At 38.0% G+C, this 25,971-nt stretch carries 22 protein-coding genes; 2 read left to right on the top strand and 20 right to left on the bottom strand.

Annotated features, from left to right (window positions below; genetic code table 11):
- Positions 1-137 precede the first annotated feature (137 nt).
- Positions 138-1,748, top strand: a complete 1,611-nt coding sequence (locus HLV59_RS08830) for a bifunctional 3-(3-hydroxy-phenyl)propionate/3-hydroxycinnamic acid hydroxylase (RefSeq protein WP_171429775.1) — start codon at positions 138-140, stop codon at positions 1,746-1,748.
- 33 nt (positions 1,749-1,781) lie between these two features.
- Here the strand turns inward: HLV59_RS08830 and HLV59_RS08825 are convergent, their stop codons facing one another.
- The 9 genes from HLV59_RS08825 to hcaE form a co-directional block, all read right to left on the bottom strand.
- A complete protein-coding gene (locus HLV59_RS08825; RefSeq protein WP_171429774.1) occupies positions 1,782-2,678 on the bottom strand; it encodes a LysR substrate-binding domain-containing protein in 897 nt (298 codons plus the stop codon).
- Between the two features lies 1 nt (position 2,679).
- Complete coding sequence (locus HLV59_RS08820; RefSeq protein ID WP_171429773.1) at positions 2,680-3,870, bottom strand: MFS transporter; 1,191 nt, start codon at positions 3,868-3,870, stop codon at positions 2,680-2,682.
- A 168-nt stretch (positions 3,871-4,038) separates the two neighbouring features.
- Positions 4,039-5,244, bottom strand: a complete 1,206-nt coding sequence (gene mhpT / locus HLV59_RS08815; protein ID WP_144729816.1) for a 3-(3-hydroxy-phenyl)propionate transporter MhpT — start codon at positions 5,242-5,244, stop codon at positions 4,039-4,041.
- A gap of 419 nt (positions 5,245-5,663) precedes the next feature.
- Positions 5,664-6,884: a 3-phenylpropionate/cinnamic acid dioxygenase ferredoxin--NAD(+) reductase subunit gene (gene hcaD / locus HLV59_RS08810; protein ID WP_081173830.1), complete on the bottom strand. Its 1,221-nt coding sequence runs from the start codon at positions 6,882-6,884 to the stop codon at positions 5,664-5,666.
- A 10-nt stretch (positions 6,885-6,894) separates the two neighbouring features.
- A complete protein-coding gene (locus HLV59_RS08805) occupies positions 6,895-7,851 on the bottom strand; it encodes a 3-carboxyethylcatechol 2,3-dioxygenase (RefSeq protein WP_081173828.1) in 957 nt (318 codons plus the stop codon).
- Between the two features lie 62 nt (positions 7,852-7,913).
- On the bottom strand, positions 7,914-8,729 hold the full coding sequence (gene hcaB, locus HLV59_RS08800) for a 3-phenylpropionate-dihydrodiol/cinnamic acid-dihydrodiol dehydrogenase (protein WP_171429772.1): 816 nt from the start codon (positions 8,727-8,729) through the stop codon (positions 7,914-7,916).
- Between the two features lie 2 nt (positions 8,730-8,731).
- A complete protein-coding gene (gene hcaC / locus HLV59_RS08795) occupies positions 8,732-9,058 on the bottom strand; it encodes a 3-phenylpropionate/cinnamic acid dioxygenase ferredoxin subunit (RefSeq protein ID WP_081173824.1) in 327 nt (108 codons plus the stop codon).
- Positions 9,058-9,618: a 3-phenylpropionate/cinnamic acid dioxygenase subunit beta gene (gene hcaF, locus HLV59_RS08790; RefSeq protein WP_081173822.1), complete on the bottom strand. Its 561-nt coding sequence runs from the start codon at positions 9,616-9,618 to the stop codon at positions 9,058-9,060. Before hcaF ends, hcaC begins: the two co-directional genes overlap by 1 nt.
- Positions 9,615-11,018: a 3-phenylpropionate/cinnamic acid dioxygenase subunit alpha gene (gene hcaE / locus HLV59_RS08785; RefSeq protein WP_171429771.1), complete on the bottom strand. Its 1,404-nt coding sequence runs from the start codon at positions 11,016-11,018 to the stop codon at positions 9,615-9,617. The genes hcaF and hcaE overlap by 4 nt, the downstream gene beginning before the upstream one ends.
- Before the next feature lie 264 nt (positions 11,019-11,282).
- Here hcaE and hcaR point away from each other — a divergent pair, with 264 nt between their 5' ends.
- Positions 11,283-12,182, top strand: a complete 900-nt coding sequence (gene hcaR, locus HLV59_RS08780) for a DNA-binding transcriptional regulator HcaR (RefSeq protein WP_081173819.1) — start codon at positions 11,283-11,285, stop codon at positions 12,180-12,182.
- A 112-nt stretch (positions 12,183-12,294) separates the two neighbouring features.
- Here hcaR and HLV59_RS08775 read toward each other — a convergent pair whose 3' ends face one another.
- From HLV59_RS08775 to HLV59_RS08725, 11 genes are all read right to left on the bottom strand, one after another.
- Positions 12,295-13,155, bottom strand: coding sequence for an alpha/beta fold hydrolase (locus tag HLV59_RS08775; RefSeq protein WP_171429770.1), 861 nt, complete (start codon positions 13,153-13,155; stop codon positions 12,295-12,297).
- Between the two features lie 173 nt (positions 13,156-13,328).
- Positions 13,329-14,639: an OprD family outer membrane porin gene (locus HLV59_RS08770; RefSeq protein WP_171429769.1), complete on the bottom strand. Its 1,311-nt coding sequence runs from the start codon at positions 14,637-14,639 to the stop codon at positions 13,329-13,331.
- Between the two features lie 414 nt (positions 14,640-15,053).
- Positions 15,054-16,073 carry a 4-hydroxy-2-oxovalerate aldolase gene (gene dmpG, locus HLV59_RS08765; protein WP_081173813.1) on the bottom strand — a complete coding sequence of 340 codons (1,020 nt, stop codon included), beginning with the start codon at positions 16,071-16,073 and terminating at the stop codon, positions 15,054-15,056.
- Between the two features lie 11 nt (positions 16,074-16,084).
- Positions 16,085-16,990 (bottom strand): acetaldehyde dehydrogenase (acetylating), encoded by a 906-nt coding sequence (locus HLV59_RS08760; protein WP_081173811.1) that lies wholly within the window; start codon positions 16,988-16,990, stop codon positions 16,085-16,087.
- A gap of 11 nt (positions 16,991-17,001) precedes the next feature.
- The gene (locus HLV59_RS08755; RefSeq protein WP_171429768.1) at positions 17,002-17,799 is read right to left on the bottom strand and encodes a fumarylacetoacetate hydrolase family protein; all 798 of its coding nucleotides are present in this window, start codon (positions 17,797-17,799) and stop codon (positions 17,002-17,004) included.
- A 477-nt stretch (positions 17,800-18,276) separates the two neighbouring features.
- Positions 18,277-19,572: a DcaP family trimeric outer membrane transporter gene (locus HLV59_RS08750; RefSeq protein ID WP_171429767.1), complete on the bottom strand. Its 1,296-nt coding sequence runs from the start codon at positions 19,570-19,572 to the stop codon at positions 18,277-18,279.
- A 149-nt stretch (positions 19,573-19,721) separates the two neighbouring features.
- Entirely contained in the window at positions 19,722-21,362 is a 1,641-nt protein-coding gene (aliA, locus tag HLV59_RS08745; protein ID WP_081173767.1) for a cyclohexanecarboxylate-CoA ligase, read from the bottom strand.
- Between the two features lie 140 nt (positions 21,363-21,502).
- Entirely contained in the window at positions 21,503-22,660 is a 1,158-nt protein-coding gene (gene aliB, locus HLV59_RS08740; protein WP_081173765.1) for a cyclohexanecarboxyl-CoA dehydrogenase, read from the bottom strand.
- 14 nt (positions 22,661-22,674) lie between these two features.
- On the bottom strand, positions 22,675-23,457 hold the full coding sequence (badI, locus tag HLV59_RS08735; protein ID WP_081173763.1) for a 2-ketocyclohexanecarboxyl-CoA hydrolase: 783 nt from the start codon (positions 23,455-23,457) through the stop codon (positions 22,675-22,677).
- A 48-nt stretch (positions 23,458-23,505) separates the two neighbouring features.
- The gene (gene badH, locus HLV59_RS08730) at positions 23,506-24,273 is read right to left on the bottom strand and encodes a 2-hydroxycyclohexanecarboxyl-CoA dehydrogenase (RefSeq protein ID WP_081173761.1); all 768 of its coding nucleotides are present in this window, start codon (positions 24,271-24,273) and stop codon (positions 23,506-23,508) included.
- Positions 24,274-24,744: 471 nt separating this feature from the next.
- Positions 24,745-25,941 (bottom strand): acyl-CoA dehydrogenase, encoded by a 1,197-nt coding sequence (locus tag HLV59_RS08725; protein ID WP_081173759.1) that lies wholly within the window; start codon positions 25,939-25,941, stop codon positions 24,745-24,747.
- Between the last annotated feature and the right edge of the window lie 30 nt (positions 25,942-25,971).

The raw sequence follows: 25,971 nt of genomic DNA, 5'->3' as shown, positions 1-25,971 counted from the left end.
CTTTTAAATACAGTTCATTAAAATAAAAGATGAATATATTAATCGTCAAAAATCTGAGTTATTAAACTATTGATTAGATTCCACCTTCTTTCAATTTTGCTATTAATAAGGAAACTTGATAGTAAGGGATATTTACTGTGAATCAGACTCAGCATCACACCACGGAAGTTGCAATTTTAGGGGCAGGCCCTGTTGGATTAACAATTGCAAATTACTTAAGTAAGCAAGGTGTACAAGTTACTGTTATTGAACAATTAGATCAGCTTATTGATTATCCAAGAGCTATTGGTATTGATGATGAATCATTACGAACAATTCAGTCAGTAGGTCTGATCAAACAAGTTTTACCGCATACCACCCCAAATCATGCAATGCGCTTTTTAACCCCTAAAGGGCGGTGTTTTGCAGATATTCAACCTATGACTCGCGAATTTGGTTGGCCACGTCGTAATGCATTTATCCAACCCCAAGTTGACCGTGTTTTATTGGAAGGTTTAGCGGCCTATCCAAAAACAGAGGTACGCTTTTCACGTCAATTAAATAGCTTTACTCAAGACAACGACTACGTGACGTTAAGCCTAACGACAAAAGATCAAAAACAGGAAGTTGTTCAAGCACAATATTTAATTGCTTGTGACGGTGGAAATTCATTTGTACGGCGCACGCTTAACATTAATTTTGAGGGAGAAACTGCACCTAACCAATGGATTGTTATTGATCTTGCTAACGATCCACTCGCGACTCCTCATGTATATTTATGCTGTGACCCTGTTCGTCCTTATGTATCAGCAGCTTTACCACATGGTATTCGTCGTTTTGAGTTTATGGTAATGCCTGGAGAAACTCAGGAAGAACTAAGTAAACCCGAAAGTATCAACCGATTATTAGGTAAAGTTTTACCTCATACCGACAACATTGAAGTGATTCGTCAACGCGTTTATACCCACAATGCACGTATTGCAGACCGTTTCCGTGTAGATCGTATTTTATTAGCTGGAGATGCCGCACATATTATGCCTGTATGGCAAGGTCAAGGTTACAATAGTGGCATGCGCGATGCTTTTAATCTTGCTTGGAAAATGGCTTTGGTCATTAAAAAAATTGCAAAACCAGAAATTCTAGACAGTTACCAACTAGAAAGAAAAGACCACGCTCAAGCCATGATTAATTTATCTGTTCTGGCAGGTCATGTACTTGCTCCACCAAAAAAATGGCAAGGTGCCATGCGTGATGGTATTGCTTATGTATTAAATTACATACAACCGATAAAACGCTATTTATTAGAAATGCGTTTTAAACCTATGCCGAAATATCATCAAGGCATCTTGGCACCCTTTCCAGAAAAGAATACCCCTGTCGGAAAGATGTTCATTCAACCGCATGTTCAGCTTGAAAATAAAGACAAAGTTTTACTGGACGAAGTGATTGGCAATAATTTTGCCATACTTGCTTGGGGAGTTAATCCTACTTGGGGGATATCACCAAATGTAATGAAAAAATGGGGCAAGTTAGGAATTAAGTTTATTCAAGTCGTACCTGCTGTTCAGTTAGATGCGCCGAACCGTTCTTCTCATGAGCATGTAATTACTATTGGCGATATAGATACTGAACTTCGCTCTTGGTTTAGTCAAACGAATCAATCTATGGTGATTTTAAGACCTGATCGTTTTATAGCAGGACTCGCTATACCTCAAACAGTAAACAGTATAAGTGAAGAGTTGTTCCAAAAAATACATTTGGTTAACTAAAAATAATTAAGCCATTCTTTAGAATGGCTTTTTTTAAAAGGCAAAATTTAGATGAAATTGTTTTTTGAGTACATCCAATATCAAATCTATCGCTTTGTTAACATGATCTTTTCTATAAGAAACATATAAACCTATCATAGGCAAAGGCTCTATGGTCTTTTTCACTACAATTTTGTCTCCCAAAAGGGGGATGACATACTGCGGAACGAGACTCCATCCAACTTCCATTCCAACCAAGTTAACATTCAGTAAAATGTTAGTTGAATACTGCACAACATTGACATTAAGTTTAGATTTTTTAAAAAAACCATCAATAATTCGATAAAGTTCAGGTGAAGCATCTTCATTACACATCACAAAGTTATGGTTCTCAAAACTTTTTATACTAATGCGTTCCTGTTGAACATCTGGCGAGTTTTTAGGAATAATTAAAGTCAACGGTTCTTGGAAGATTTGAATAGAAACCAGTTCATCGGTATTAGCTCCGTAACGTGTAAAAGCAATATCTATCTCTCCCTTCTTAAGCGCCTGTAGTTGAGCATCATCGGTTAAGCTTTGAAAATCAATTGTAAGCTCGGGGAAATGTGCTCTAATATTCGGCATGATGTAAGGGAAAACTTTCATTTCAGCTACGGGAACAAAACCAATATTTAATTGCTCTTGTTCAATTTTCGCAGTTTGTCTAGCCAAACTAATGGCTTTGTCGGTGTGTTCTAAAATAATGAGAGCTTCTTTAAAAAATACTTCACCTGCTTTCGTAAGCTCCACTTTTCGCTTGCTACGTATAAAAAGCTGAACACCGACTTCATCTTCTAAATCTTTAATCTGTTGACTTAATGAAGGCTGTACCGTATGCATGCGCAGTGCAGCTTTTGTAAAATTTAGCTCTTCAGCAACCGCAACAAAGTAACGTAAGTGACGTAATTCCATGTCATATCCCAATTTTTGTCTTTATATCTCGATCACATAGCCAACGATATAAAAATAAAGTCATTATCGTCACCCATGCACACAGTTGGTAAGTTTTTTCATAGCCTATATGGGCAATAATAAATCCTACCAGAACCGAACCAATAGCCATCCCTAAATCAAATAAAGTAAAAAATGTTGAAACCGCATAACCAATTCTTTTTTTCTCAACCGTTTGTATAGCCATCGTTTGAAAAATAGGAAAAAGTGATCCATACCCTGCACCGATTAAAGCCGCAGCAAACCAATATTCCCACTGTGTTTGCATTTGACTCACCAAGAATAATCCTATCGCAAAAAGAATAAACGAAGGATAAACTACTGAGTTAGCCCCTCTTTTATCATATGAATAGCCAACCCACGGACGTGCGATAATCATTGATATTGCAAAGATAATAAAAAAGATACTTGTCGCAGTGAGTAAGTTTTTAGTTTCACTATAGATACTTATAAAACTCATAATACTTGAATAAGCCATTGCAACAAATAATGCAATCACACCTATAGGTACCACTCTTTTTTCGATAATATTGTTTAAAGTAATCTTTCGGGTTGTCTGAACCAAAGGCTTATCTTTTAACGAAGACACCGGTATAAGGAAGCAAAAAACTAAACCTAAACACACAATTAAAGTGAGAAGAATAAATAGGTTATAAAAACTGGTGTAGCGTATAGTGGCTAAAGCAATCATCGGGCCAAATACTACTGCTAAATTCGTAGACATTACGAAATACCCCATACCTTCACCCTTTCTCTGCTCTGGTATGAATTCATTCACAATGGGTACTGTTACCGTAGTTAAAATACTAAACCAGATTCCATGCAAGAACCGAATCAGCAGCAATATCCATAGTTGATTGACCCATAAATAACCAAAGGCCAAAAATGCAAACAGTAATGCTGAACCTCGTAATGCATTTTTTTCACCCAACCGATCAATAATTAGACCGGCAAAAGGACGAATGGCAATCGATGAAATCAAGAATAGAGTTAATGCTAAACCTGCCTGACTAATTGAACCAGATAATTCTTTTAAAATATAAAGAGGTAGTATGGTGAGCAAAGCATAGTAATACATGAATAAAAAAAGGTTGTTCAATATACAGAGGATAAATGAACGATTCCAAAGCTTTTCCTTGGCAACTGGGTACATTACTCTTACTCAATTTAGATTCTTATTTAAAATACGAAGTAAATTCGTATGATAGTTACAATGATCGATTTGCTTTAAGCTTAGAGTGGATAGATTTGAGACTTCTTGAATGAGGGGAAAAATGGAAAAAGCTCCGAGAATAAGAGTTTTTTCCATTGTTCTATTTGACTATTTAACCTGATGTAATCGACGAATCACCAAAAGCATCAGTAATGCTGAAATAACAATTCCAGGAATAGCAGCAGAAATAACACCTGCAGCACCACTTCCCATAGCAAGCAACTGACCAGCAATTGCAGGACCCAGCATTGCTCCTATACGTCCAACGGCTGCTGCACTCCCTACGCCAGTTGCTCGGATTTCTGTTGGATATACAATACTGCCAAAAGCATATAAAACGCCTTGACCACCAATAGTAAATGTTCCCATTAAAGCTGCTGCTGCATACATTGCAGTTAAATTTCCAGCCCCATTCAAACTAAATAAGCCAGCTAAAATACCTATATACATAAGGATAATCACATAAGCTTTATTCCAGCGGTCAATCAAAATACCCAGTACAACGGTACCTATAGCAGCTCCCATTTGGAAAAATACTTGAGCTAAGCTGCCCTGTTGACGAGAGAATCCCAACTCCATAAATAGAGACGGTAACCAACTCAACATGATGTATACAACCATCAAAGTGAAAAAATAGCTCGCCCATAACAAGATAGTTTGACCTGCATAGTTATTTCGGAATAGATCTTTAAAAGAGCTTTCTATGCGAGCCATAGACTTATCGCGAAATCTAGTTTGTAAAAACTCTCGAGATTCTGGCAAAAATTTAATCATGAGTGGAATTACAAGAAGTGGAACTACTCCACCGACATAAAAAATTGTTTTCCAATTTCCAGTTACATCATAAGCCGCAATCAATGATACTAATATGGCACCTATTGGCATACCACAGTACATCAAACCTACTGCACGCCCACGATTTTGGTTAGAAACAGCTTCCGAAGCTAAGGCAATTAAATTTGGCATTGCTGCCCCTAATCCCGCCCCGGCTAAAAAACGTACTAATAACAAAGTGTAGAAACTATTCACCCAAACTGTAAGAAGGGTAAATATTGCAAAAATAGTCACTGCCCCGATCAGCACCATCTTGCGACCAACACGATCTGCATAACGACCGCCCATTAATGCACCAGGTAATAATCCCAAGATGCCTGCACTAAAAAAAATACCTAGCTGAGAGCTATTTAAACCAAAATGTTCTCGAATACCTACAGCAGCGATACCTGCAGCCTGTATATCAATTCCTTCAATCACAGCTATTAAAAAACAAATGACAATTGTAATAATAGAGTGCTTATTTCCTGCACGGTCCATAGAAAAATCCTTTTCTACTAGTTTAAAAAAATCCTTTGATATCTTTTATTAAAGGTCTCTTTTTCTAAATTAGCCTTAAGTTTTATAAATTTATAAAAATATGAATGAATGTCTTAACAAGACAGCTCATGTATTAACTTGTTATATAAAATTTTTATAATAAATTTAAAAATTAACATAAATTACAATTACTTAATTAACAATCAAAGACAAAATAAATTTTTACTATATAAAAAACATCTTACATAGCGAACTTTAATGTTTTTTATTAATAGTTATAAATTATAATGTAGTTTAAAATAAGTATTAATCTTATAAATTCATATAGTAATCGTATGATTACCCATAAAAAAACCGCCATATAATCATGACGGTTTTTATCTTTAATATTAAATAGGCTTTTAGTATAAGAATCCTAATTAAATGAATTTACGTAATTCAATCGATACATCAAGTAGCTTTTCTCTATCAAAGGTAATAGAACTAGAAACCAACTTTTTTAAATGCCGTACATTTTTAGCTTGATTAACTGCAATACCAGCAACAATGATGCCTTGATCTAACCCAAATAAGGTGAAACTAACATTTTGGTCCTCTTGCGTATTCATGTCGCCTCGTATATGCCATTCTTTTGCAGACATATCACCAACGAATTGAAAATTAATATCATATTGGTCGGTCCAAAACCATGAGGGATTCGTTTTCGGCTGTTCTATTCCCATCACATGACGAGCAAAAATACCTGCTTGATTATTGGCATTTTCCCAAGTTTCTATACGAGAATACTGACCATCTGCACGCAACTGAGTTGCTACATCACCAGCAGCATAAATATCCGGATGAGAAGTCTGACAATTTTCATTCACTTTAATAGCGAAATCGACGTCCAAGCCAGCGTCTATAGCCAACTGGGCATTCGGTACAATTCCAATACCATAAACAACTGCATCAGCAATGAGTTCCTCACCGCTTTCCAAAGTGATGACAATCTCTTCACCGCGCAGTTGGGTTTCAGAAATTTTCACATTTAGTCGAATATCAACACCTCGGCTACGGTGCTGATTAAGTAAAAACTCACTAATAATTGCTGGTGAACGCCCCATAATCATTGGAGTTTGTTCTAGCACAGTCACATGACAGTCTTTAAATCGAGCACTAGATGCTAACTCAAGACCAATCACGCCACCGCCGACCAATAAAATACGCTTACCCGGCTGTAATACTGGAATTAATGCCTGCGAATCTTCTAAATTCCGTAAGGTATAAACATTTTTACCCAATGCATCTAAAACTGGAAGACGGCGAGGTGCACCACCTGTTGCTAACAATAATTTGTCATAATGGAGATGTTCGCCATTTTTCAAAATCACTTGATATTGTTCAGGTACAATCTTTACAACAGCATTATCTTTAATAAACTCTACGCCTAAGTCTTCTAATTTCTGTTGTGACAGTATTTCAATCTTAGTCTGTTCTGGTCGTAGAATCATGTCTTTAGACAATGGTGGGCGTTCGTAAGGTAAATGAGGTTCATCCCCTATCAGGATGATTCGACCCTCATATTTATTACCACGTAACTCTAAAATAGCACTTGCACCAGCTTGTCCAGCACCAATGATGACAATAGTTTGAATATTCATTGCTTACCCTTTATTTCAACTCGGCAGACACTATGCCAAAGCCCGCAATCCATTCACTGATTGGTTCATAGCAATGCAAGGTCATTTCATAATCACCTACAGTCTGTAATGCAGCAAAAGCAGCCATCCAAGTACGGACTTCTTGTCCCCCACGCCCACCTTCACGGCGGATTTCATCTTCGGTCATTGCTTCAAGTGCAGCGAAGTCTGCATTTTTGAATTTTTCCAATAACTGTTCATCCCATTCCGGATTAAGTGGAACAGCTACACTTTTGTCTCCTGCAGCCAAACGCTGTCCAACTGAAATGATTTTAGCCTGACGTGCATTTCGAGCTTCAGTCGTCGGGTTACGTCCAGCAATGAGAAACTCTTCGACTTCTGGTGGCACTGAACCCATTTGAGGCGTTGGTGGATCATGTGAAAGCCCACCTGTCCCCAGAATTAGAATACGTTCATTTTCCTGATTAATTGATTTGATGAACGCTCCAATTGCACGACCTAAAGCAAGCGTTCGCTTTGTGGTAGGCATTGGTGCAGCAGCGCCATTAATAAATATAGGAATCGTTGGATAACGGTTCAGTTGACCATCACATAAAAAATGAAGCGGTTGAGTTACCCCATGATCTGCTTGCATCCGATATGAATAAGCTACATCTACGCCTTCATCAAGTACCTTTCGGATTAAGCTTAATGCTGTGCTTTCCGGCACATTAAGCTCACCAGGACCATAATTCCAATCACCTGCTGCTGTCGCACGTATACCAACACAGAAACTAGGCATCAGGTCATAAAAGAAGCCATTAAAATGATCTGGTCCAAAAGCAATAATTAAGGTTGGGTTGTATGCTTTGACTTCTGCAGCAAGTTTTTCAAAAGTCTTACGTACCGTTTGTTCTTGCTGTTGTTCTGCCGGAGACGCAAATTCCATTAGCGGGCTATGAGAAGCACAAATAAGTTTAACAGTCATGTTTAGCTCCGAAATAAGACAGTTTTTAGCTGCCTTATTAGTCCATTAATATCGGATTAAAATTAAGTATCAAAAAAACCAGCGTTCGCTTGGCGTAAGCCACGAATGCCTAGACCACAGTCAGCATTAATAAAAACGCCGGATAATGGACGGTTATTTTGACGAGATGCGAGCAATACATAAGAACCAGTCATGTCTTCTGGTTCTGGTAAGAATCTCAATGGCATACCCTGCCCAATTTTTTGGGGATCGCGTGCATCAAGTAATCCTAGATTTTCCTGCCCAAGGGATGCGGCGCCTTTCACATTGACATTCATGCCAGATGGAGCAACTGCATTCACACGCACTTTCGGTGCCAACTCATAGGCGAGTTCACGTACTAAACCCACACCAGCATGTTTTGATGCGGTATAAATTGGACCACCACCAGATGAATAAAACGCTGAGTTAGATAAGGTAAAAATCATCGAGCCTTCAGTTTTGAGTAACTCATCTAAAGCAGCTTTTGCACCAAGCAAATAACCTTTCGTGTTAATACTCATGATTTCATCAAAGGCTTTATCTAACTGTTCGCCACTCATGTTGACGATGTCAGCATAATGATCCCAAATACCAGCGTTACCAATAAAGCAATCTAGCTTTCCAAAGCGCTCCACTGTGGCCTGCACGGCACGAACGTTATCCTGAAAACTAGCTACGTCTCCAGTAACCGCTACAATTTTGTCACCATAGCGCGCAATCAATTCATCCACTTTTGATTGAGATCGTTGCAACACACCAACATGTGCACCCTCTTGTAAAAAACGCTCAACTAACGCAAGCCCCAGCCCTGAACCACCACCAGTAATTAGCGCAACTTCACCCTCTAGCCATCCCATCATTATGCTCCTGTCATTTCAACGTATAGTGCACCGTCTTCAATCACGACAGGGAATGTCTGAATTGGATCAGTCGCTGGTACACATTGTGGTACACCAGTTTTTAAACAAAAACGCGATGCATGAAGTGGGCATTCAACCGTGCCATCATCCTCCAAATACCCTTCTGACATAGAAGCATTACCATGACTGCACTTATCATTCATGGCAAAAAACTCACCATTGAAATTAAATACTGCGAGTGCGGCAATATCGCCTACATTACAATCTACTTTCAGCGCTTCGCCTTCATCCAACTCATCAATCTGACAAACGAAAATTTTATTCATTAGAAAAACACCGTAATATTGTGAGAAATCAAAGTCGCTTGATCGAGAGTGATATCGCGTTTAGCAATTTTCCAACCCAAGCTGCTACTATCATCTTTTCGAATCAGGTCAACACGTTTACCCACATAGACCAGCACGTCTTTTTCTTTCTGTGAGCGATAAAGCAAATAGTTACTAAAAACCTGATATTCATTCGCCTGTTCTGTTGCTTCGACCCGAATATTGGTAATCAAGTGACGTGTACGTGATGGAGGTTCTTCTGACCATGACATACCGGTTTCTAATTTGGCTACACGACGCTCTAGTACAAATTTATCGTCGTGATAAATCCATGTTGATGGTGGTGCTATACATTTACGACGATCACGTGTTTGCGCATTTGTAGTCGTTTTGAGCACATATAAAATGTCTTCGCTTAAGATGTCTAACCAATCACGAAACTTCCAGTCATCTAGCAACTGTGCTTCTGCATATAGAAACTGGCTAATGTCGTGGTGGAGTTCTAATCCGATAGAACGCCATACTGGCTGTGGTTTTAATGAGTCAATGATCTGGTTCATTTCACAAGCTCCTTCTCATCCTTTTTAGCCGCTTTTTTCAAAAGCTCTTGCTCATAAGCCTCATCTGCCCGTTGTACGTCTTCCCATTTTTCATGCATCAACAAGTTTGCCCAATGACGATACATGCCACGTGCAGCTGTTTCAGAGAAAACATGGTTGGTAATACCAGGGATACCATCTTCACGGTATTTTTCATTACCAAGGCCCATTTCCATGATGAGTTTGCTCTTACGCGCTTTATATCCCCGTAAAACTTTCTGGATTTCAATCCAGTTTTCACCGTCATCGGCTTCCGCAAAACCAGCCGGACCAAATGCTCGACAAGCATTCAACTCCATCGCTTCTTTGATGTGCTGTGGCGCTGCTTTGTCCGTGATACAGAAAGCCCAAACTTCAGTTTTATCTGGTCCACGTGGATGCCAAATACGCATGGTCGTCATACCATTTAGCCAAGACAAAGTTGGGAACATGGTGTTATGGCCTGCCAAACGTAAAGCACGAGTGTCGCCCAAACGCTCTTTTGTTTCTTCATAAGTTTCGCGGAAATAATCTGCCACCTGACCATCCACCCAGAAATTAGCATCTGGTTTTTCGGTCAGAAAGAAGCCTGAACCATGGCCACGTTGACCATATTGCACACAGCTTTCTGCAGTTTCCCAAACTGGTCGTGCAGTTTGCGCGCTACCTAATGCTTTAGAAGTATCATCATTTGGTTTTCCACCTAACACTTGTACTGCTGAGGCATGTGAGTAAGGCGCATGGTATTGGTCAGAAGCGAACTGTTCTGCTGCAAATTTCCAGTTACAGTTAATCTCCCATTTATGGATGCCACCAATCACTTCAGAGCCACCTTCGCGGCGGTCAATCATTGCATCGAGATACCATGCAATATCACCCATATAATCAAGTAATTCAGGAGTATCTTCAGCCCAGCAACCAAAAATTAAACCTTTGTAGCTAGCAACACGTGGAACTTCTTGCAATCCCCATTCTTCTTTACAAGCGCCATGTGGGAAAGCAATACCTTCTAATGGAATATCTTTAAGAGAACCATCAATCCCGTAAGACCAACCATGATATGGACACGTGAATGCGCGTGTATTACCACAGTCAGCATAGCTCACACGCATAGAACGATGACGGCATTGATTTAATAATGCCTTAATAGAACCATCTTTTTGGCGAGTAACAATAATGGGATCTTCTCCCATGTATGTGTTGAAAAAGTCTCCTGATTTTGGAATTTGACTTTCGTGGCAAAGAAATAGCCAGCAACGTCCAAAAACACGTTCTAACTCTAGTTCGTATAATTGTGGATCTGTATAGATAGTTGGCGAGATACGTCCATTTTGTGCATCGACTAAAGCATCGATTTCACACACTTCAATTTTTCCATTCATGAGAAGCTCTCCTGCTGCCACCAAAAAGCGCACAACTTAAAATTCAATTTGAATGGATAATGATTTTTTAACTGTTTTAAGTGAAATATTTTATTTGTTTCAAATTAGACTTTTTATGAATTATTCATTATAGATTTTAAATATTAAAATTAAGTTCGACTGATACTGATCAGTGGTTTTATAAAGGGATTTATAGTTTTCAAGCATTTAGCATATTTTATTAACACCCCAAAGTTAATAAAAAGATTTTGGATCACAATTGATATGGAATTACGTCATTTACGCTACTTTATAATGGTCGCAGAAGAGCTCAACTTTAGTAAGGCAGCGCTACGTCTTTACACAGCACAACCTTCTCTAAGTCAACAAATTAAAGACCTCGAAGATGAAGTCGGCGTAAAATTATTACACCGCACCAAACGTAAGGTAGAACTTACGGAAGAAGGTACTGTATTTCTTAATCAAGCCCGCCTGACTTTAGCTCAGGCGGACAAAGCAATTGCAATGGCTCGTCAAGTTTCAAAATTTAAAAAACAACAACTGACCATTGGTTTTGTTCCTGTAGTAGAAATGAAAGTTTTCCCGTCTGTTCTTCCAAGTTTACGCATACAAAATCCAAACTTAAAAATTGAATTACGGAGCATGAATAATACCGAACAAATGGAAGCTTTAAAGAAAGGTGAAATTGACATTGCCTTTATGAGAGATAACTTAAATAACGATGAAATTCAGAGTCAGTTTGTATTGCGTGAACCTCTAATGCTCTTGCTTCCTAGAGATCATCCACTTGCTCAGTACGAGCGTATTCCAGTGAAGCTTTTAAACAATATTGATTTTATTATCCCATCGTCAGAACAGTCGTCGATTTTACATCATACAATTCTTAATTTTGCTGAACTTCATAAAATTAAATTTAATATTGTACAAACTGCTCATAATATTTTATTTAATATTAATTCAATAGGAATGGGATTGGGTTGTGGAATTTTACCTAGCTATATAGAGCCGCTAACTTTAAACAATATTGTCACTCGCCCCTTAGATGTTGATCTACCTTTTTTAGATTTATTTGTAAGCTACCGCAAAGATGCAGAATCTTCAGGAGTCAAAGAATTCATGGATTTATTAAGTAAAGTTTTTTACTTAAATATTAACCAGATCTAACTTATCTTATTTAATACAAAAGTCTAAGATAAAATGACGAGGCCCAGCAAAAAACTAAAAAAATTAATTTAAATACAGGAAGAATAAATTATTCTTCCTGTATTTTTATATCTTATTTAACATTATGTACTGCTAAATATTGCTTAATAAGCTGATTAAACTCATCAGCTTTTTCAACTTGTGACCAATGTCCACATTGACTAAAAATATGTGCATCAGCATTAGGTACAATATTCAAAATATCCCAAGTACGTGATACAGGAATAACTACATCTTGCACACCATGAATGAGTAATACTGGAATCTGAATATCTTTCATTTTTTCGAAGTCGAGAGGAAATTCAAAGCGGTCACGATCTCGTGCTCCAACTACTTCCATCAATCGATCCGATGCATAGTCATTTTTAGCAGCCTCAAAACGAACTTTAACTAGCTCATCCGTAACTAAAGACTTATTTACTACAAACATTTCTAAAGTCTTACGGATACCAGCTTCTGTCAATTCAGGATTAGCATGTGCTTTAAGCGCTGCTGTCTGCTTAGCACCACCAGTACCCATTGATACAATACCAAGTACACGCTCTGGATAATCTAAAGCAAACTGGAATGCTAACCAACCACCTAAAGAATTACCTACTATCCAAGTTTTTTCAATGCCTAGCGCATCTAGTACCCGAACCGCATGATCTACCCACGCACGGATACCGTAAGCAGTCCCGTCCACAACAACAGTTTGACCATAACCAATTGAATCAATTGCGATACAACGTCCTTGCTCAGCAATTTGTGGTAAGTTTAACCACCAATTTGCTGCTGCTGAAACACCTGTACCAGAGCCATGCAAAAATAAAATCGGAGTACCTTCTCCAACCTCATGATAATGAGTTAATTCACCTGTCGCTGTTTCAATCCATTTATCTTCCAAACCAAAAAATGGATCTGTTTTATATTCGGGGATTTGTACTGTGCCCATGTCATTCCTCTTACAATTTATACAGCTAAAATCAAGATTAAGCTGCTTTTAATAGGCCAAATTTTAAATATTTTACTCATCCATCTTACCTGTTCACAGCGCCTAAACTGATACTTGTTTACGATGAGGTGATACAAAAAAAATATTAATAACCATTTGTTATTTAAATATATTTAAAATTTATAGGTGTATATCGTTGCAATACGATGTTCCTGCAAATCACTTGCTTGGCCTGCAATATTGTCGAAGTTCACATCAATATACATCCACTGAAAACCTAAGCCTTTTAACTTCCCGTCTGGCACAACGTAATTCAGAATAAAGTTGAATTCATCTTCTTTGCCTTTACCTGTTAATGCACTTGATTCATAAGCTGAATCAATGCCCCAACCATGCCAATATTTTGCAGTGGTTTTTAAACCTTTAATGCCGAGATCACTAAAATCATAGCCATAAGCCACTCCCACCGATTTTTCATCTTTACGGATAAAGCTCGCAACTGACCAGTTATCCAAATAAGGCTGAGGTACCCAACCTGCGAGGGATGGGAAATATGGAGCACCAGTTGCTGCACTCGGGTTACTACCATGGTCACCAAACATTTGCTGATAGGATAAACCTACGCTGTGTGAGCCATAAGTTAAAGTTGAGCCTATAGATAATGCCTGATTATCAATATCACCATACAAGGCATCTCCCGACTCTGAATTGTCGAAAAAACGCATGTGTGAATCGACTTTTAGCTTGTCATAATTGTTTTTATAGTTCACACCCAAGTAATTTTGGCGATAGATATTCGTTACATCACCATAAAAGTAACTTGCAGACCAGTTTTTATTTAACTGGTAATCTATGCCTGCAACATACATCCCATCAGTTTTACCATCATTATTTAATGCTTTAGGCCACAGACCAAAATCCATTGGCTGATTTTCATAACGGGCATTGATACTATCCAAATAACCTAACGTTAATTTGGTGTTTTTAAGATCTTTTGTCTCTAGCCACACCCCATTATAAGTAGTCAATAATTGACGTGATGGATCAAAGTGAACCACTGGTGTTGCTGGTAAAATTTCACCAACTCTTAATTCAGTTTGGCTGATTTTTGCTTTAAGAGTTGCTCCTATTTTGCCAAATTGTCGCTCTTGTTTCCCTGTGCCTGTACCAGAAGCTCCATTGTATGGAAGAACCCAATCGGCATTACGGTCACGACCATCCAGACGCACAGCATACTGTGCTAACACATCAACACCGAGTTGTAATGCCCCAAACTCTACATAGCCCGATTTTGCATCCAGTGTCACAGCTTGCGACCAACTCCCCCAGTTTTTTGCAGGGGTGTCATCATACTGACGATCTAAATAGAAGTTTTTAAATTTCAGCTGAACCTGACTATCTTCAACAAAACCAGCATATGTGCCAGTAGCCCCTATTGTTGCTATTGCGCAAGCGATTGCGATCCATAACGTTTGACGACGCATGCGTACTTCCTTTCAATCAATCCATGAAACCAAGTCCTATCATGCTCAACTCTATTTTTATGAAAAATTCGACTAGAGTATTAAGATATTTTTCTTTTTAAACTCAATGCTTTAAAAAAATGTTACTTTTCCAGTAATTAGGATTTTTAACAGATCACTAAAAACGATTAATCATTATCTAAAAACCAACACAAGCATTTGTTATATATGTATTTATTATTAAAATAATATTATTTAAATTCACTATTTTTAATTTTATAATCGTTTTTTTATTTAAATAGAGACTTATCCAATCTGAAATACTGTCCATCCATTTATAGAAAATAACGCTTATATCCAAGTTATTTCATCTAGATCAAATCATTAGATGTAAAAAAGCACTCTCGCGGAGTGCTCTTTTTCACTTGTAAAAACTTATGCGCTCATTACTTTCGCTTTTGACATGGTTAAGGCAAGATCTTCAATCATATCCTCCTGTCCCCCAACCGTACCACGGCGACCAAGTTCTAATAAAATTTCACGAGCAGAAACACCATATTTAGCTTCAGCACGTTTTGCAAACAGTAAGAAAGATGAATACACACCAGCATAACCTAATGTTGCTGCATCGCGATCAGCACGAATTGGATTTAGCATCATTGGTATAACAAGGTCTTCGGCAATGTCTTGAACTTTAAACAAGTCAACACCAGTTTCTATCTGCATACGATTTGCAACTGCAATAAATAGCTCAAGCGGTGTATTACCTGCTCCAGCTCCTAGTCCAGCTGCAGCTAAGTCAACCCGAATTGCCCCAGCTTCAACAGCAGCAACCGTATTAGCAACACCCATACCTAAGTTATGGTGACCGTGGAAACCTAACTCAATATTGCTATCAAGTTCTTGACGGAGTAACCCAATCCGATCAGTTACATCTTTCGGTAACATATAACCAGCAGAGTCTGTAACATAAATACAGTTAGCCCCATAAGACACCATCTTTTTTGCTTCTTGTAGCAAATGCTCTGGTGTAGCCATATGCGCTAACATCAGAAAACCTACTGTATCCATTCCCAATTTACGGGCAACAGTAATATGCTGTTCAGATACATCCGCTTCTGTACAGTGGGTCGCAACACGAATCGTTGAAACACCAATCTCGTGTGCCATTTTCAAATGATCTACAGTTCCAATACCAGGTAATAAAAGAGCGGATACCTTAGCATTTTTCATACGTGGCACAACCGCAGACAAATATTCTTCATCTGTTGCAGCGGCAAAACCATAGTTAACGGAACTACCACCTAAACCATCACCATGAGTGACTTCAATCAAGGGTACACCCGCCTCATCTAAAGCAGTTGAAATAGCAATCATTTGCTCAACTGTAGTCTGATGACGTTGAGGATGCATTCCATCACGTAGTGTCATATCATGCACAATAATCTTAGACATACAGTTTCTCCTTAAACAGCTTCTACTTTTTGATTAGATAAAACACGTTCTGCAAACATTTCTGCTGTACGTGCAGCTGCCGCAGTCATAATGTCAAGGTTACCGGCATATTTAGGTAAATAATCCCCTAAGCCTTCTACTTCAAGAAACATAGAAACACGATAGCCATCAAAAACAGGTCCATTCACTAGTTTGTAACCTGGTACATACTTTTGCACTTCTTTGATCATGGCATTGACAGATTCAGTAATTGCTACTTGGTCAGGCTCTCCCTCAACTAAACAATGTACTGTGTCGCGCATCATTAATGGTGGTTCAGCTGGATTAATAATAATGATGGCTTTACCTTGTTTTGCACCACCAACTTTTTCAATTGCGCCAGCAGTAGTACGAGTAAACTCATCAATATTTTTACGCGTACCAGGGCCAACCGATTTGGTCGATACAGTCGCTATGATTTCAGCATAATCAACTGTTTGTACACGTGAAATTGCAGCAACCATTGGAATAGTTGCTTGCCCACCACAAGTTACCATATTCACATTAGGTACTTCACCCGCGTCTAGCAAAGCTTCCAAGTTCACTGGTGGAACACAAAATGGACCTATTGCTGCAGGAGTCAAATCAATCATTAACACGCCAAGCTCATTAAGCTTACGGCTGTTCTCTGCATGCACATAAGCAGAAGTTGCATCAAAAGCAATTTTGATATCATCTTCAAGTATATGAGGTAATAAACCGTCAACTCCGTCTGATGTCGTTTTTAAACCCATTTTTGCAGCACGAGCTAAGCCTTCAGAAGTGGGATCAATCCCCACCATCCAAACTGGTTCTAATACTTCGCTACGTTGTAATTTATATAATAAATCTGTTCCAATATTTCCTGGACCGATTAAAGCGCATTTAATCTTTTTCATTTCCCTATCCTTTATTCAGCAGCAAAGCATGCAACAACCGAATTGAAGCCTTCAATTTCAACTTTAAACTCATCCCCAGGATGAGCCACCACCATTGGACCCAATGCCCCAGTCAGGACAATATCTCCTGCTTGTAACGGACGTCCACGTCGTACCATTTCATCCGCCAACCAAATTGCTGCATTCAATGGATTAGCTAAACACGCTTTACCAATACCTTGAGAAACAATCTCATCACCACGAGTCATGACCATTTTGCAGTTAACCAAATCAAGCTGATTAAGCTGTACTGGATGTGAACCCAACACAAAAGCTGCACTCGAAGCATTATCAGCAACTGTGTCAATTAATGAGATTTTCCAGTTCTCAATGCGACTATCGACTATTTCAATAGCTGGTAATGCATAGTCTGTCGCACTAATAATGTCTGCATATGTATGTCGGGTTTGGGTTAAATCTTTTTTGAGAATGAGCGCAATTTCAGCTTCAACTTTGGGCTGAATCATCTTGCCCACTGGAATAGCTTCACCATCGCCATATGCCATATCGGCAAATAACATCCCAAAGTCAGGTTGATCTACGCCGAGTTGAGCTTGTACCACTTTAGAAGTTAGACCAATTTTACGACCTACTAAACGGCGCCCTTCCGAGAGTGCACGTACAGTATTGATTTCCTGTACTGCATAAGCGATATCCACATTTGCCTGTTCACCACCGAGTTCAGCACGAATAGGAATAATCGCAGTTTGTGATAGTTCAGCTTGTCTTAAGGCAAAAGCAACTGAATCAACAACAGCAGAATTCGACATCAATATTTCCTTAAACTGCAAAATTGAACGTATACTGCGTTACTGAAGGTATAAAAACGGAATACGAAGTTCAGGCAAAGTTAGACACAACAAATCCCTTGTGTTTTCCGAGATGGCTACCTACTGGAACGTGTACATAAATCAGCTTAAGAATGGAAAAAACCCTAATTAAATGCCAATACTTATTTTGTTTCACACAATAGTTTTTATTTATAATCAAGATATGAGGGTCTTTGAAGATTGATATTGCATCTACACCATAAATATATTAATTAATATATTTCAAAAATATCTATTTCAATCTAAGAGCTTTTTTCATAAAAATATAAGTTGTGATTATTTATTTGAATAAAAACTTAACTTTAAAGCCAAACTAAATAAATTGAAGTATAAAAAATATAAAAGTGTCAATCAAAGTGTATGAATACTAATTATTTAACTAAAGGTAGCCTCACACTACCTTTAGTATGAAACACTTTAGAAATCGTAGATAATTGTAGCATTTATACGATTATCAATTCCTTCTTGATCATTAAAAGTTGTCCTTTGGCCATACATATATTCTAAACCAATATTTATTGCTTTTACCGGTGTATAAAAGGCATTAATCCATCCTTCTATCAACTCTTTATTTTGCGTCAAATCATTTTGTACGAGTTCAGAAAATGAATTACTACTATTAGCACGCATATAGCCTAACCCGACTGAGGATCGTATCTTAGGCGTAAATTTTTGAGTTAACCCAACTGTTACTGTGTCAAATTCATTTGGTTTAATATGACCATTTCCATCAAATACATAAGCATAGTTAGACCACAGTAAATTTTTAGTATCACCCTTAATATGATTGTAATCAGCTCGAATTAAAGTATTTGGAGTGACTTGCCACTTGCCGCCTAAAGCTGCTCCCCAAGCGATAAACTCATCATGATCACCTGCTGATGTTGCTTTTTGAGTTATAAAAACTCGCCCAGAAAGTGCAGATCCATTATCAAACTTATAATTTACACGTCCTGTTGCTGAAGGTAGTTTCAACTTTGCATTAGCATCCGTTTTGAAGTTCTGTGTACCTGTAGTCGTAACAGTTTCAGACTTAGGATCTTCAAGGCTAACTGCAAAATTCAAATGTGAATCCACAGGATGACTATATTTTATTTGAGATACACGTGTTAAAGAACCACCTACAGAAAGTGCTGCATCTACTGTTTCCGGGAAATACTCAATGGCATTAAAGTTTGACCATGTTTGACCGATTAACCAGTCATCAAAGGTAATATAAGCATGACGGAGGCGGAATGTATCACGCCCCGCTCCACCAAAGAAATCCATCTCTAACTTACCACCTACTTTGTGATCCCAAGTACTAGGCGCAGTAAAATTAAAACCAAAACGGGTCGCATTTAAGGTACTTTGGAGTTTATCAGAATTATGTGTTTCAGCTTCGGTATGCTTCAAAGGTACGGTACTGATGTTGTTATACATCGCACTAGGACCCTTAATTTGATATGAAGCATCGGCACGAATATTTCCATACAACTCAAATTCCGCGCCACCTTTGGTCACAAGGTGTTTAAGGTCCGATGAGCTAGTTGATGACGTAGCTAGTACTTTTTTATCTTCATTTTGTTTATCGAACTTTGCTTGTAATTCTTGTATTTGCTGCTGAAGTTTTGCAATCTGCTCTTGAGTCACTTCTGCATAACTCGATGTAGCCACAGCAAATATTGCAAGGCTTAGTGTACTTCTATAGAATAATCTTACTGATTTATTCATGTTAAACTCCATTTTTTGTGAATAGTCATCCGTAAAGCAGTTTTAGGCATCATGCCTAAGAGATTGCTTTTTGGTTTTAATAAGGAACATAGGCCTCTCACCACAAGCAGCTTATGTTTTCCTTATATTTATTAAAGATGAGTTGGTTATTAAGAATTAGACGTAATCATTTCTCTTAATTTAAATTTTTGAATTTTTCCTGAAGGTGTCATTGGAATCTCATTCCAAACCTCTAGGCGTTCTGGGATATACTGCACAGCAAGTTTATGCTGTTTAAGAAAATCAACAATTTCTGAAAGTTCTATAGATTCCCTATGTTCTTTTAATTTGATAACTGCACAAGCACGCTCTCCAAGACGTTCATCTGGATATGAAACTAAAGCAACGATAGCGATATCTGGATGTTGGTAAAGTAATGACTCAATTTCAGCAACCGGAATATTCTCACCACCACGAATAATAACGTCCTTATTTCTTCCGCAAATTCGTATATAACCTTGCTCATCTTGATATGCTAAATCGCCAGTATCAAACCAATCATCATGATCAGTAGCATTCAAATAGGGACGCTTAAGATATCCCCCAAAATTTGAACATGTCCGAATCATTAAAGAGCCTGGTTCATTAATTCCTTTCTCTTTACCATCATGATCAATGATTTTAATTTCAACGCCTGGTAACGGTAACCCATCTGTATTAAAAGACCTTTCATCATCATCTTCAGGCCTTGTCATGGTTACGGCGCCACATTCTGTCATTCCCCATGCCGAAATTACTTTTACTCCAAGATTTTCTCTTGCTTTCTTTACTAAAGGACCTGGGATCGGTGCGCCTGCGCAAAGGAATGTTTTTAATGAATGAAATTTTTTGTCGCCTTGTGATGCAGCATTGGATAAATCATTTAAAAAGGGAGTTGATGCCATCGTAAATGTAATTTTATATTTATCAATCAAATCTATAGCTTTATCTACATCCCAAATATCCTGAAGAATAACCTTAGCTTTTAGAATAACAGGCATGATAAGGCCATACATAAAGCCAGTCTGATGCGCCATTGGTGACGCCATCAAAATTACATCCTCATGATTTAAATGTAATCGTTCCGCATAAGGCACTATATTTGCAAACAGTGTATTTGCGGTATGCATTACACCTTTCGGTTCACCTGTGGTTCCAGATGTAAAAATTAATTGTGCGATATCATCAGCATTAATTTTTATGTCATTAAGCGTATTTAGGATTTGAGGATCTTTATCTAATCCGTGATTGAGTAAAACATCAGCAAAGTTATTTTCTCCATTTCCATCAATCACAATAACATGTTGTAAGCTATTGATATTCTTTTGAAGTTGATAAGCCAACTGTTCATAATCAAATTTACGAAATACTTTGGGAACAATAAAAACCTTACTTTCACTATGCTTTAACATAAATGTAAGTTCACGTTCACGAAAAATTGGCATTAACGGATTTAAAACTGCACCAATACGTCGGCATGCAATATAAAGTAAACTGAATTCCCACCAGTTAGGCAATTGGCAAGAAACAATATCATTTTTTTGTATGCCTAATTTTCTTAATCCCAGAGCAATCTTATTAGAAGTGTGTAATAACTCACGATATGTAAAACTTCTCTCTGGCTGATCATCTTTTATACTGACTAATGCTGTTTTATCCGGATATTGATGAACAGCATCATTTAGCGATTGAAGAATGGTTTTATCCAACCAATATCCCTGTTGAATCATTCTTGCTCTTCGCTGTGGCAAAAGTACTGCATCGAAATCCATTCTTTAACTCCTTGTTATATTCTTTCCTTGATTTATAGACTACTACCAAGATCATTTTTTAAAGTTGAAGCCCACCAAGTGACTAAACATTTTGTTTAGTCACCTTCAATAATCAATTGATAATAATAAATAAATTAAATTTAAGCTGGCACAGCCTTGCGACCTGCTTTATGTCTGGCAATAATTGTTTTCATAATCTGGGCCGTACCATCACCAATTTGAAAACCGAGTACATCTCGTAGACGCTGCTCCATAACTCCACGATCGTATCCAGCATGACCAAAGGTTAATAAGCATTGATGTACCACATCATAAGCAAGTTTAGGTCCCCACCATTTACACATTCCAGCTTCAGAAGTATGAGGAAGATGATTATCTTTCAACCATAAAGTCTGTAAACACAATAATCGAGCAGCTTCAACTTGGGTTTCATAATCAGCCAAAGGATGAGAAACACCTTGAAATGCAGTCAATGGCTTGCCAAAAGCTTCACGCTGAGCTGCATATTCCCAAGCTTCATCAAGTGAAACCCTTGCCACAGCTAAGACTTGTAAACCAATCAGTGCACGTGAAAAGTCAAAACCTTGCATGACTTGTACAAAACCTTTATTTTCTTCCCCTAAGCGGTGATTTACAGGAACTCGTACGTTATCAAAGAAAATAGAACCTCGCCCAATAGCACGCTGACCATGACAATCAAATCGTGTAGTACTAATTCCTGGTAAATTCATAGGTACCAATAAAGCAGTTACACCATGTGCACCAGACTCAATTGAACCAGTACGGCCGAAAATAACAGATGCATCGGCTTGATCAGCGGCTGAAATTGAAGTTTTTTCTCCATTAAGAACATATTCATCTCCATCACGCTCAATTTTCAAACGTAAATTTGCCGCGTCAGATCCACCTCGTGGCTCAGTTAAACCTATTGAAAAAATAGCCTCTCCCGCCGTAAGTTTTGCCAACCATGGACGGACAACCTCTGGCTCCCCATGTTCAGCTAGAATCTGACCATTTAAAGAAGCGAGTAAATTAATATATGAAAAACTCAAATCAGCTTTAGCAATCGCTTCATGAATGACACCTGCCGCCAGACGTCCCATACCCTGCCCACCATATTCTTCAGGCAACTCAGGTGCGATAAAACCCATCTCTCCCATTTTTTTAACTAAATCTCGGTCAAAAGTTCTAGTCTGGTCACGTTCTAAAAAACCGGGAGCGATATATTTTTGGGAAAATTTCTCAACTGTTTCAGCTAGATATTCCAAATCTTCTGTAATATAAGGATTTTTACTCATTTCATTCTCCTTAATTATTTGAAATATTTTCGAAATTCTGGCTTACGTTTATCTTTAAGGGCATTTACCCCTTCACGAGATTCCTCTGTATCATAATAAAGCTTCAACGCGTACATACCCATACCAGCAATTCCGGCTTGATGTGCAGTATCCATATTGAAACTACGCTTTGCGATTGCTAATGCTGTTGGACTACGTTCGCAAAGTTCTTCTCCCCATGCTTGAACTTCAGCATCGAGTTGATCAGCTGGAACACATTTATTTGCCAAGCCCATTGATACAGCTTCTTCTCCAGTATAACGGCGACACATATACCAAATTTCACGAGCTTTTTTCTCACCAACAACTCGAGCCAAGAATGCAGTTCCGTAACCTGGATCAACAGAACCCATTTTAGGACCAACTTGGCCAAAAATTGCTTTATCAGAGCAAATTGTTAAATCACAGATGGTTGCCAAAACATTCCCACCGCCAATCGCATAACCTTGTACACGTGCGATTACAGGCTTAGGAACATCGCGAACGGCCGTATGTAGCTCTTCCATTGGCAAACCAATTGTGCCACGTCCGTCATAGTTTCCATTATGAGCAGATTGATCTCCACCTGTACAGAATGCGCGATCACCGGCACCAGTTAAAACAATTGCCCCCACATCTCGATCATAACCAGCTTTATTTAGTGCTTTAATAATTTCATCACAAGTCTGCCCACGAAAAGCGTTCATTTTTTCAGGACGGTTAATGATGATCCATGCCACACCATTTCTAACTTCGTATAAAATATCTTCAAAATTCATTTTTTCATTTCCTTGAACTGTTATTCGTTATTTATTCCAAAATTGGAATTAACCATTCATGGTTAATCCACCAGAAACACTTAATACTTGACCAGTAACAAATCCAGCATCATCACTTAAGAAGAATGTAATAGCCGATGCTAAATCATCTGGTTGACCCAATCGGCCAAGTGGTATAGCACGTGTAAAAGCTTCACGAAGTTTTTCTGGATTCGAAGCGCCTTCGGTTACGCCAGCCAATAAAGCCGTATCTGTTGGCCCTGGACAAATAACATTGAAAGTAATGTTATTGCGTGAATGCTCACGCGCCAGTGTTTTAGAAAAAGAAAGTAATCCACCCTTACATGCTGCATATACAGCTTCACCAGATGAACCAACTCTTGCAGCATCAGACGCGATGTTCACTACACGTCCATGATTTCGTTCAACCATTACTGGTAAAACAGCATGGTGCATGTTCAACATGCCAATTAAATTGATCTGAATTAATTTTTCCCATTCATTCGCAGATGTTTTCAAAAATGGTTTAAATACATCCCAACCTGCATTATTTACCAAAGCATCAATTGGCCCCAATTGTTCTTGGGTAGATTTAACTGCGGAATCAACAATCTGACGATCTGTAATATCACACTCAATTGCAATTGCCTGACCATTATTTGCTTCAATTTCCGCAACCAGGCTCTTCGCTGCTTCTAAATTCATATCAAATACTGCAACTTTTGCACCTTCTTCAGCTAAGCGTTTACAAGTTGCTGAACCAATTCCACCAGCACCGCCTGTCACGATAATTACTTTGTCTTTTAGTCCTTTCATAAGTTTTCCTTGTCCATTTAGTGAGCTAAATTTTTCATTCCATGTTGATAATTTCAAAATAGCTAACAAGAAAATTAATTTCAATTACTAAATAACAGAGCTCACTATGCGAAATATATAAATAAGTTGACATATTTTTATAACAATTTGTTTTTTAAAAAAAATATATTTATTTTTGCAAAAATAATGAAATAATTAGTTACATTTATTGCGCAAAAACAAGATGCTTAACCGTCAATTTCAAGAATTAAAAATACAAGATTGGAAATATTCCAAAAGAATAATTAGTAATATTAATTTTTAGATTATTTAATAAATTGAGCAGATATAATTTTTCAAAAAAAAGCCCTTATTCGTGTAATCCACAAATAAAGGCTTTTTTTCAATTTTATTTTTTGAAGAAGATAGTAATAAACACTATTTCTTAAACTATATATGGTTTAAGAAATAAGACCTTCAGAAAGTCAAATCTTAATTAGAAAATGCAGCTATACCCGTCTGAGCGCGCCCAAGAATAAGAGCATGGACATCGTGTGTTCCCTCATAAGTATTTACAACCTCTAAATTTACAAGATGTCGGGCGACACCAAACTCATCACTAATTCCATTTCCTCCCAGCATATCCCTAGCTAGCCGAGCAATATCAAGAGCCTTACCACAGTTATTACGCTTAATTAGGGATGTACCTTCAACAGATGCAATGCCTTCATCTTTCATACGTCCAAAACGTAAAGCCACTTGCAAACCCAAAGCAATTTCAGTTTGCATATCTGCAAGTTTCTTTTGAATTAACTGATTTGCTGCTAAAGGACGCCCAAACTGCTTACGATCCATCGTATATTGATGTGCTGTATGCCAGCAAAACTCAGCTGCTCCCATTGCACCCCAGGCAATACCATATCGTGCACTATTCAAACATGTAAACGGACCTTTTAAACCCCGAATCTCTGGAAATGCATTTTCCTCTGGAACAAATACGTTATCCATTACTATTTCACCAGTAATGGAAGCCCTCAATCCTACTTTTCCATGAATTGCAGGTGCAGAAAGACCATCCCAACCTTTTTCTAAAATGAAACCTCGAATATCACCAACATTGCCTTCAGGTGAAACTTCTTTTGCCCATACTACGAATACATCAGCAATAGGACTATTAGTAATCCACATTTTAGCGCCAGTTAAACGATAACCACCCTCAACTTTTTTAGCGCGAGTAATCATACTGCCAGGGTCCGAGCCATGGTCAGGTTCGGTTAGTCCAAAACAACCAATGTATTCACCTGTAGCGAGTTTAGGTAAATATTTTTGCTTTTGCTCTTCAGTACCAAATTCATTAATAGGAACCATAACTAAAGAACTTTGAACGCTGGCCATTGAACGATAACCTGAGTCTACTCGTTCAATTTCACGAGCAATTAACCCATAACTCACATAATTTAACCCTGAGCCACCATATTGTTCAGGAATTGTAGGCCCTAAAAGACCTAGCTCGCCCATTTCACGAAAAATAGAAGCATCTGTTTGCTCATGACGAAATTGTTCTAATACACGTGGCATTAACTTATTTTGACTATAATTAAATGCAGTATCCCGAATCATTCGCTCTTCTTCAGTTAACTGATTTTCTAATAAAAAAGGATCTTGCCAATTAAATTGAACTCTACTCATTTTCTCATTCCTTTAGGTAAAAACATCCAT

The sequence above is a fragment of the Acinetobacter lactucae genome, from assembly GCF_013122135.1.
GTDB classification, from domain to species: Bacteria; Pseudomonadota; Gammaproteobacteria; order Pseudomonadales; family Moraxellaceae; genus Acinetobacter; species Acinetobacter lactucae.
The sequence above is the reverse complement of the archived record's forward strand: the minus strand, read 5'-3'. Positions and strand labels throughout refer to the sequence as shown.

Bases quoted from the DNA above. Each gene is read 5' to 3' on its own strand.
- HLV59_RS08805 (WP_081173828.1), bottom strand. From the start codon at position 7,851: ATGACTGTTAAACTTATTTGTGCTTCTCATAGCCCGCTAATGGAATTT.
- hcaE (WP_171429771.1), bottom strand. From the start codon at position 11,018: ATGAATGGAAAAATTGAAGTGTGTGAAATCGATGCTTTAGTCGATGCA.
- badH (WP_081173761.1), bottom strand. From the start codon at position 24,273: ATGAAAGGACTAAAAGACAAAGTAATTATCGTGACAGGCGGTGCTGGT.
- aliA (WP_081173767.1), bottom strand. From the start codon at position 21,362: ATGGATTTCGATGCAGTACTTTTGCCACAGCGAAGAGCAAGAATGATT.
- HLV59_RS08750 (WP_171429767.1), bottom strand. From the start codon at position 19,572: ATGAATAAATCAGTAAGATTATTCTATAGAAGTACACTAAGCCTTGCA.
- HLV59_RS08760 (WP_081173811.1), bottom strand. From the start codon at position 16,990: ATGAAAAAGATTAAATGCGCTTTAATCGGTCCAGGAAATATTGGAACA.
- HLV59_RS08820 (WP_171429773.1), bottom strand. From the start codon at position 3,870: ATGTACCCAGTTGCCAAGGAAAAGCTTTGGAATCGTTCATTTATCCTC.
- aliB (WP_081173765.1), bottom strand. From the start codon at position 22,660: ATGAGTAAAAATCCTTATATTACAGAAGATTTGGAATATCTAGCTGAA.
- HLV59_RS08825 (WP_171429774.1), bottom strand. From the start codon at position 2,678: ATGGAATTACGTCACTTACGTTACTTTGTTGCGGTTGCTGAAGAGCTA.
- dmpG (WP_081173813.1), bottom strand. From the start codon at position 16,073: ATGTCTAAGATTATTGTGCATGATATGACACTACGTGATGGAATGCAT.
- hcaR (WP_081173819.1), top strand. From the start codon at position 11,283: ATGGAATTACGTCATTTACGCTACTTTATAATGGTCGCAGAAGAGCTC.
- badI (WP_081173763.1), bottom strand. From the start codon at position 23,457: ATGAATTTTGAAGATATTTTATACGAAGTTAGAAATGGTGTGGCATGG.
- hcaB (WP_171429772.1), bottom strand. From the start codon at position 8,729: ATGGGATGGCTAGAGGGTGAAGTTGCGCTAATTACTGGTGGTGGTTCA.
- HLV59_RS08725 (WP_081173759.1), bottom strand. From the start codon at position 25,941: ATGAGTAGAGTTCAATTTAATTGGCAAGATCCTTTTTTATTAGAAAAT.
- hcaC (WP_081173824.1), bottom strand. From the start codon at position 9,058: ATGAATAAAATTTTCGTTTGTCAGATTGATGAGTTGGATGAAGGCGAA.
- HLV59_RS08770 (WP_171429769.1), bottom strand. From the start codon at position 14,639: ATGCGTCGTCAAACGTTATGGATCGCAATCGCTTGCGCAATAGCAACA.
- mhpT (WP_144729816.1), bottom strand. From the start codon at position 5,244: ATGGACCGTGCAGGAAATAAGCACTCTATTATTACAATTGTCATTTGT.
- hcaF (WP_081173822.1), bottom strand. From the start codon at position 9,618: ATGAACCAGATCATTGACTCATTAAAACCACAGCCAGTATGGCGTTCT.
- HLV59_RS08775 (WP_171429770.1), bottom strand. From the start codon at position 13,155: ATGGGCACAGTACAAATCCCCGAATATAAAACAGATCCATTTTTTGGT.
- hcaD (WP_081173830.1), bottom strand. From the start codon at position 6,884: ATGAATATTCAAACTATTGTCATCATTGGTGCTGGACAAGCTGGTGCA.
- HLV59_RS08755 (WP_171429768.1), bottom strand. From the start codon at position 17,799: ATGTCGAATTCTGCTGTTGTTGATTCAGTTGCTTTTGCCTTAAGACAA.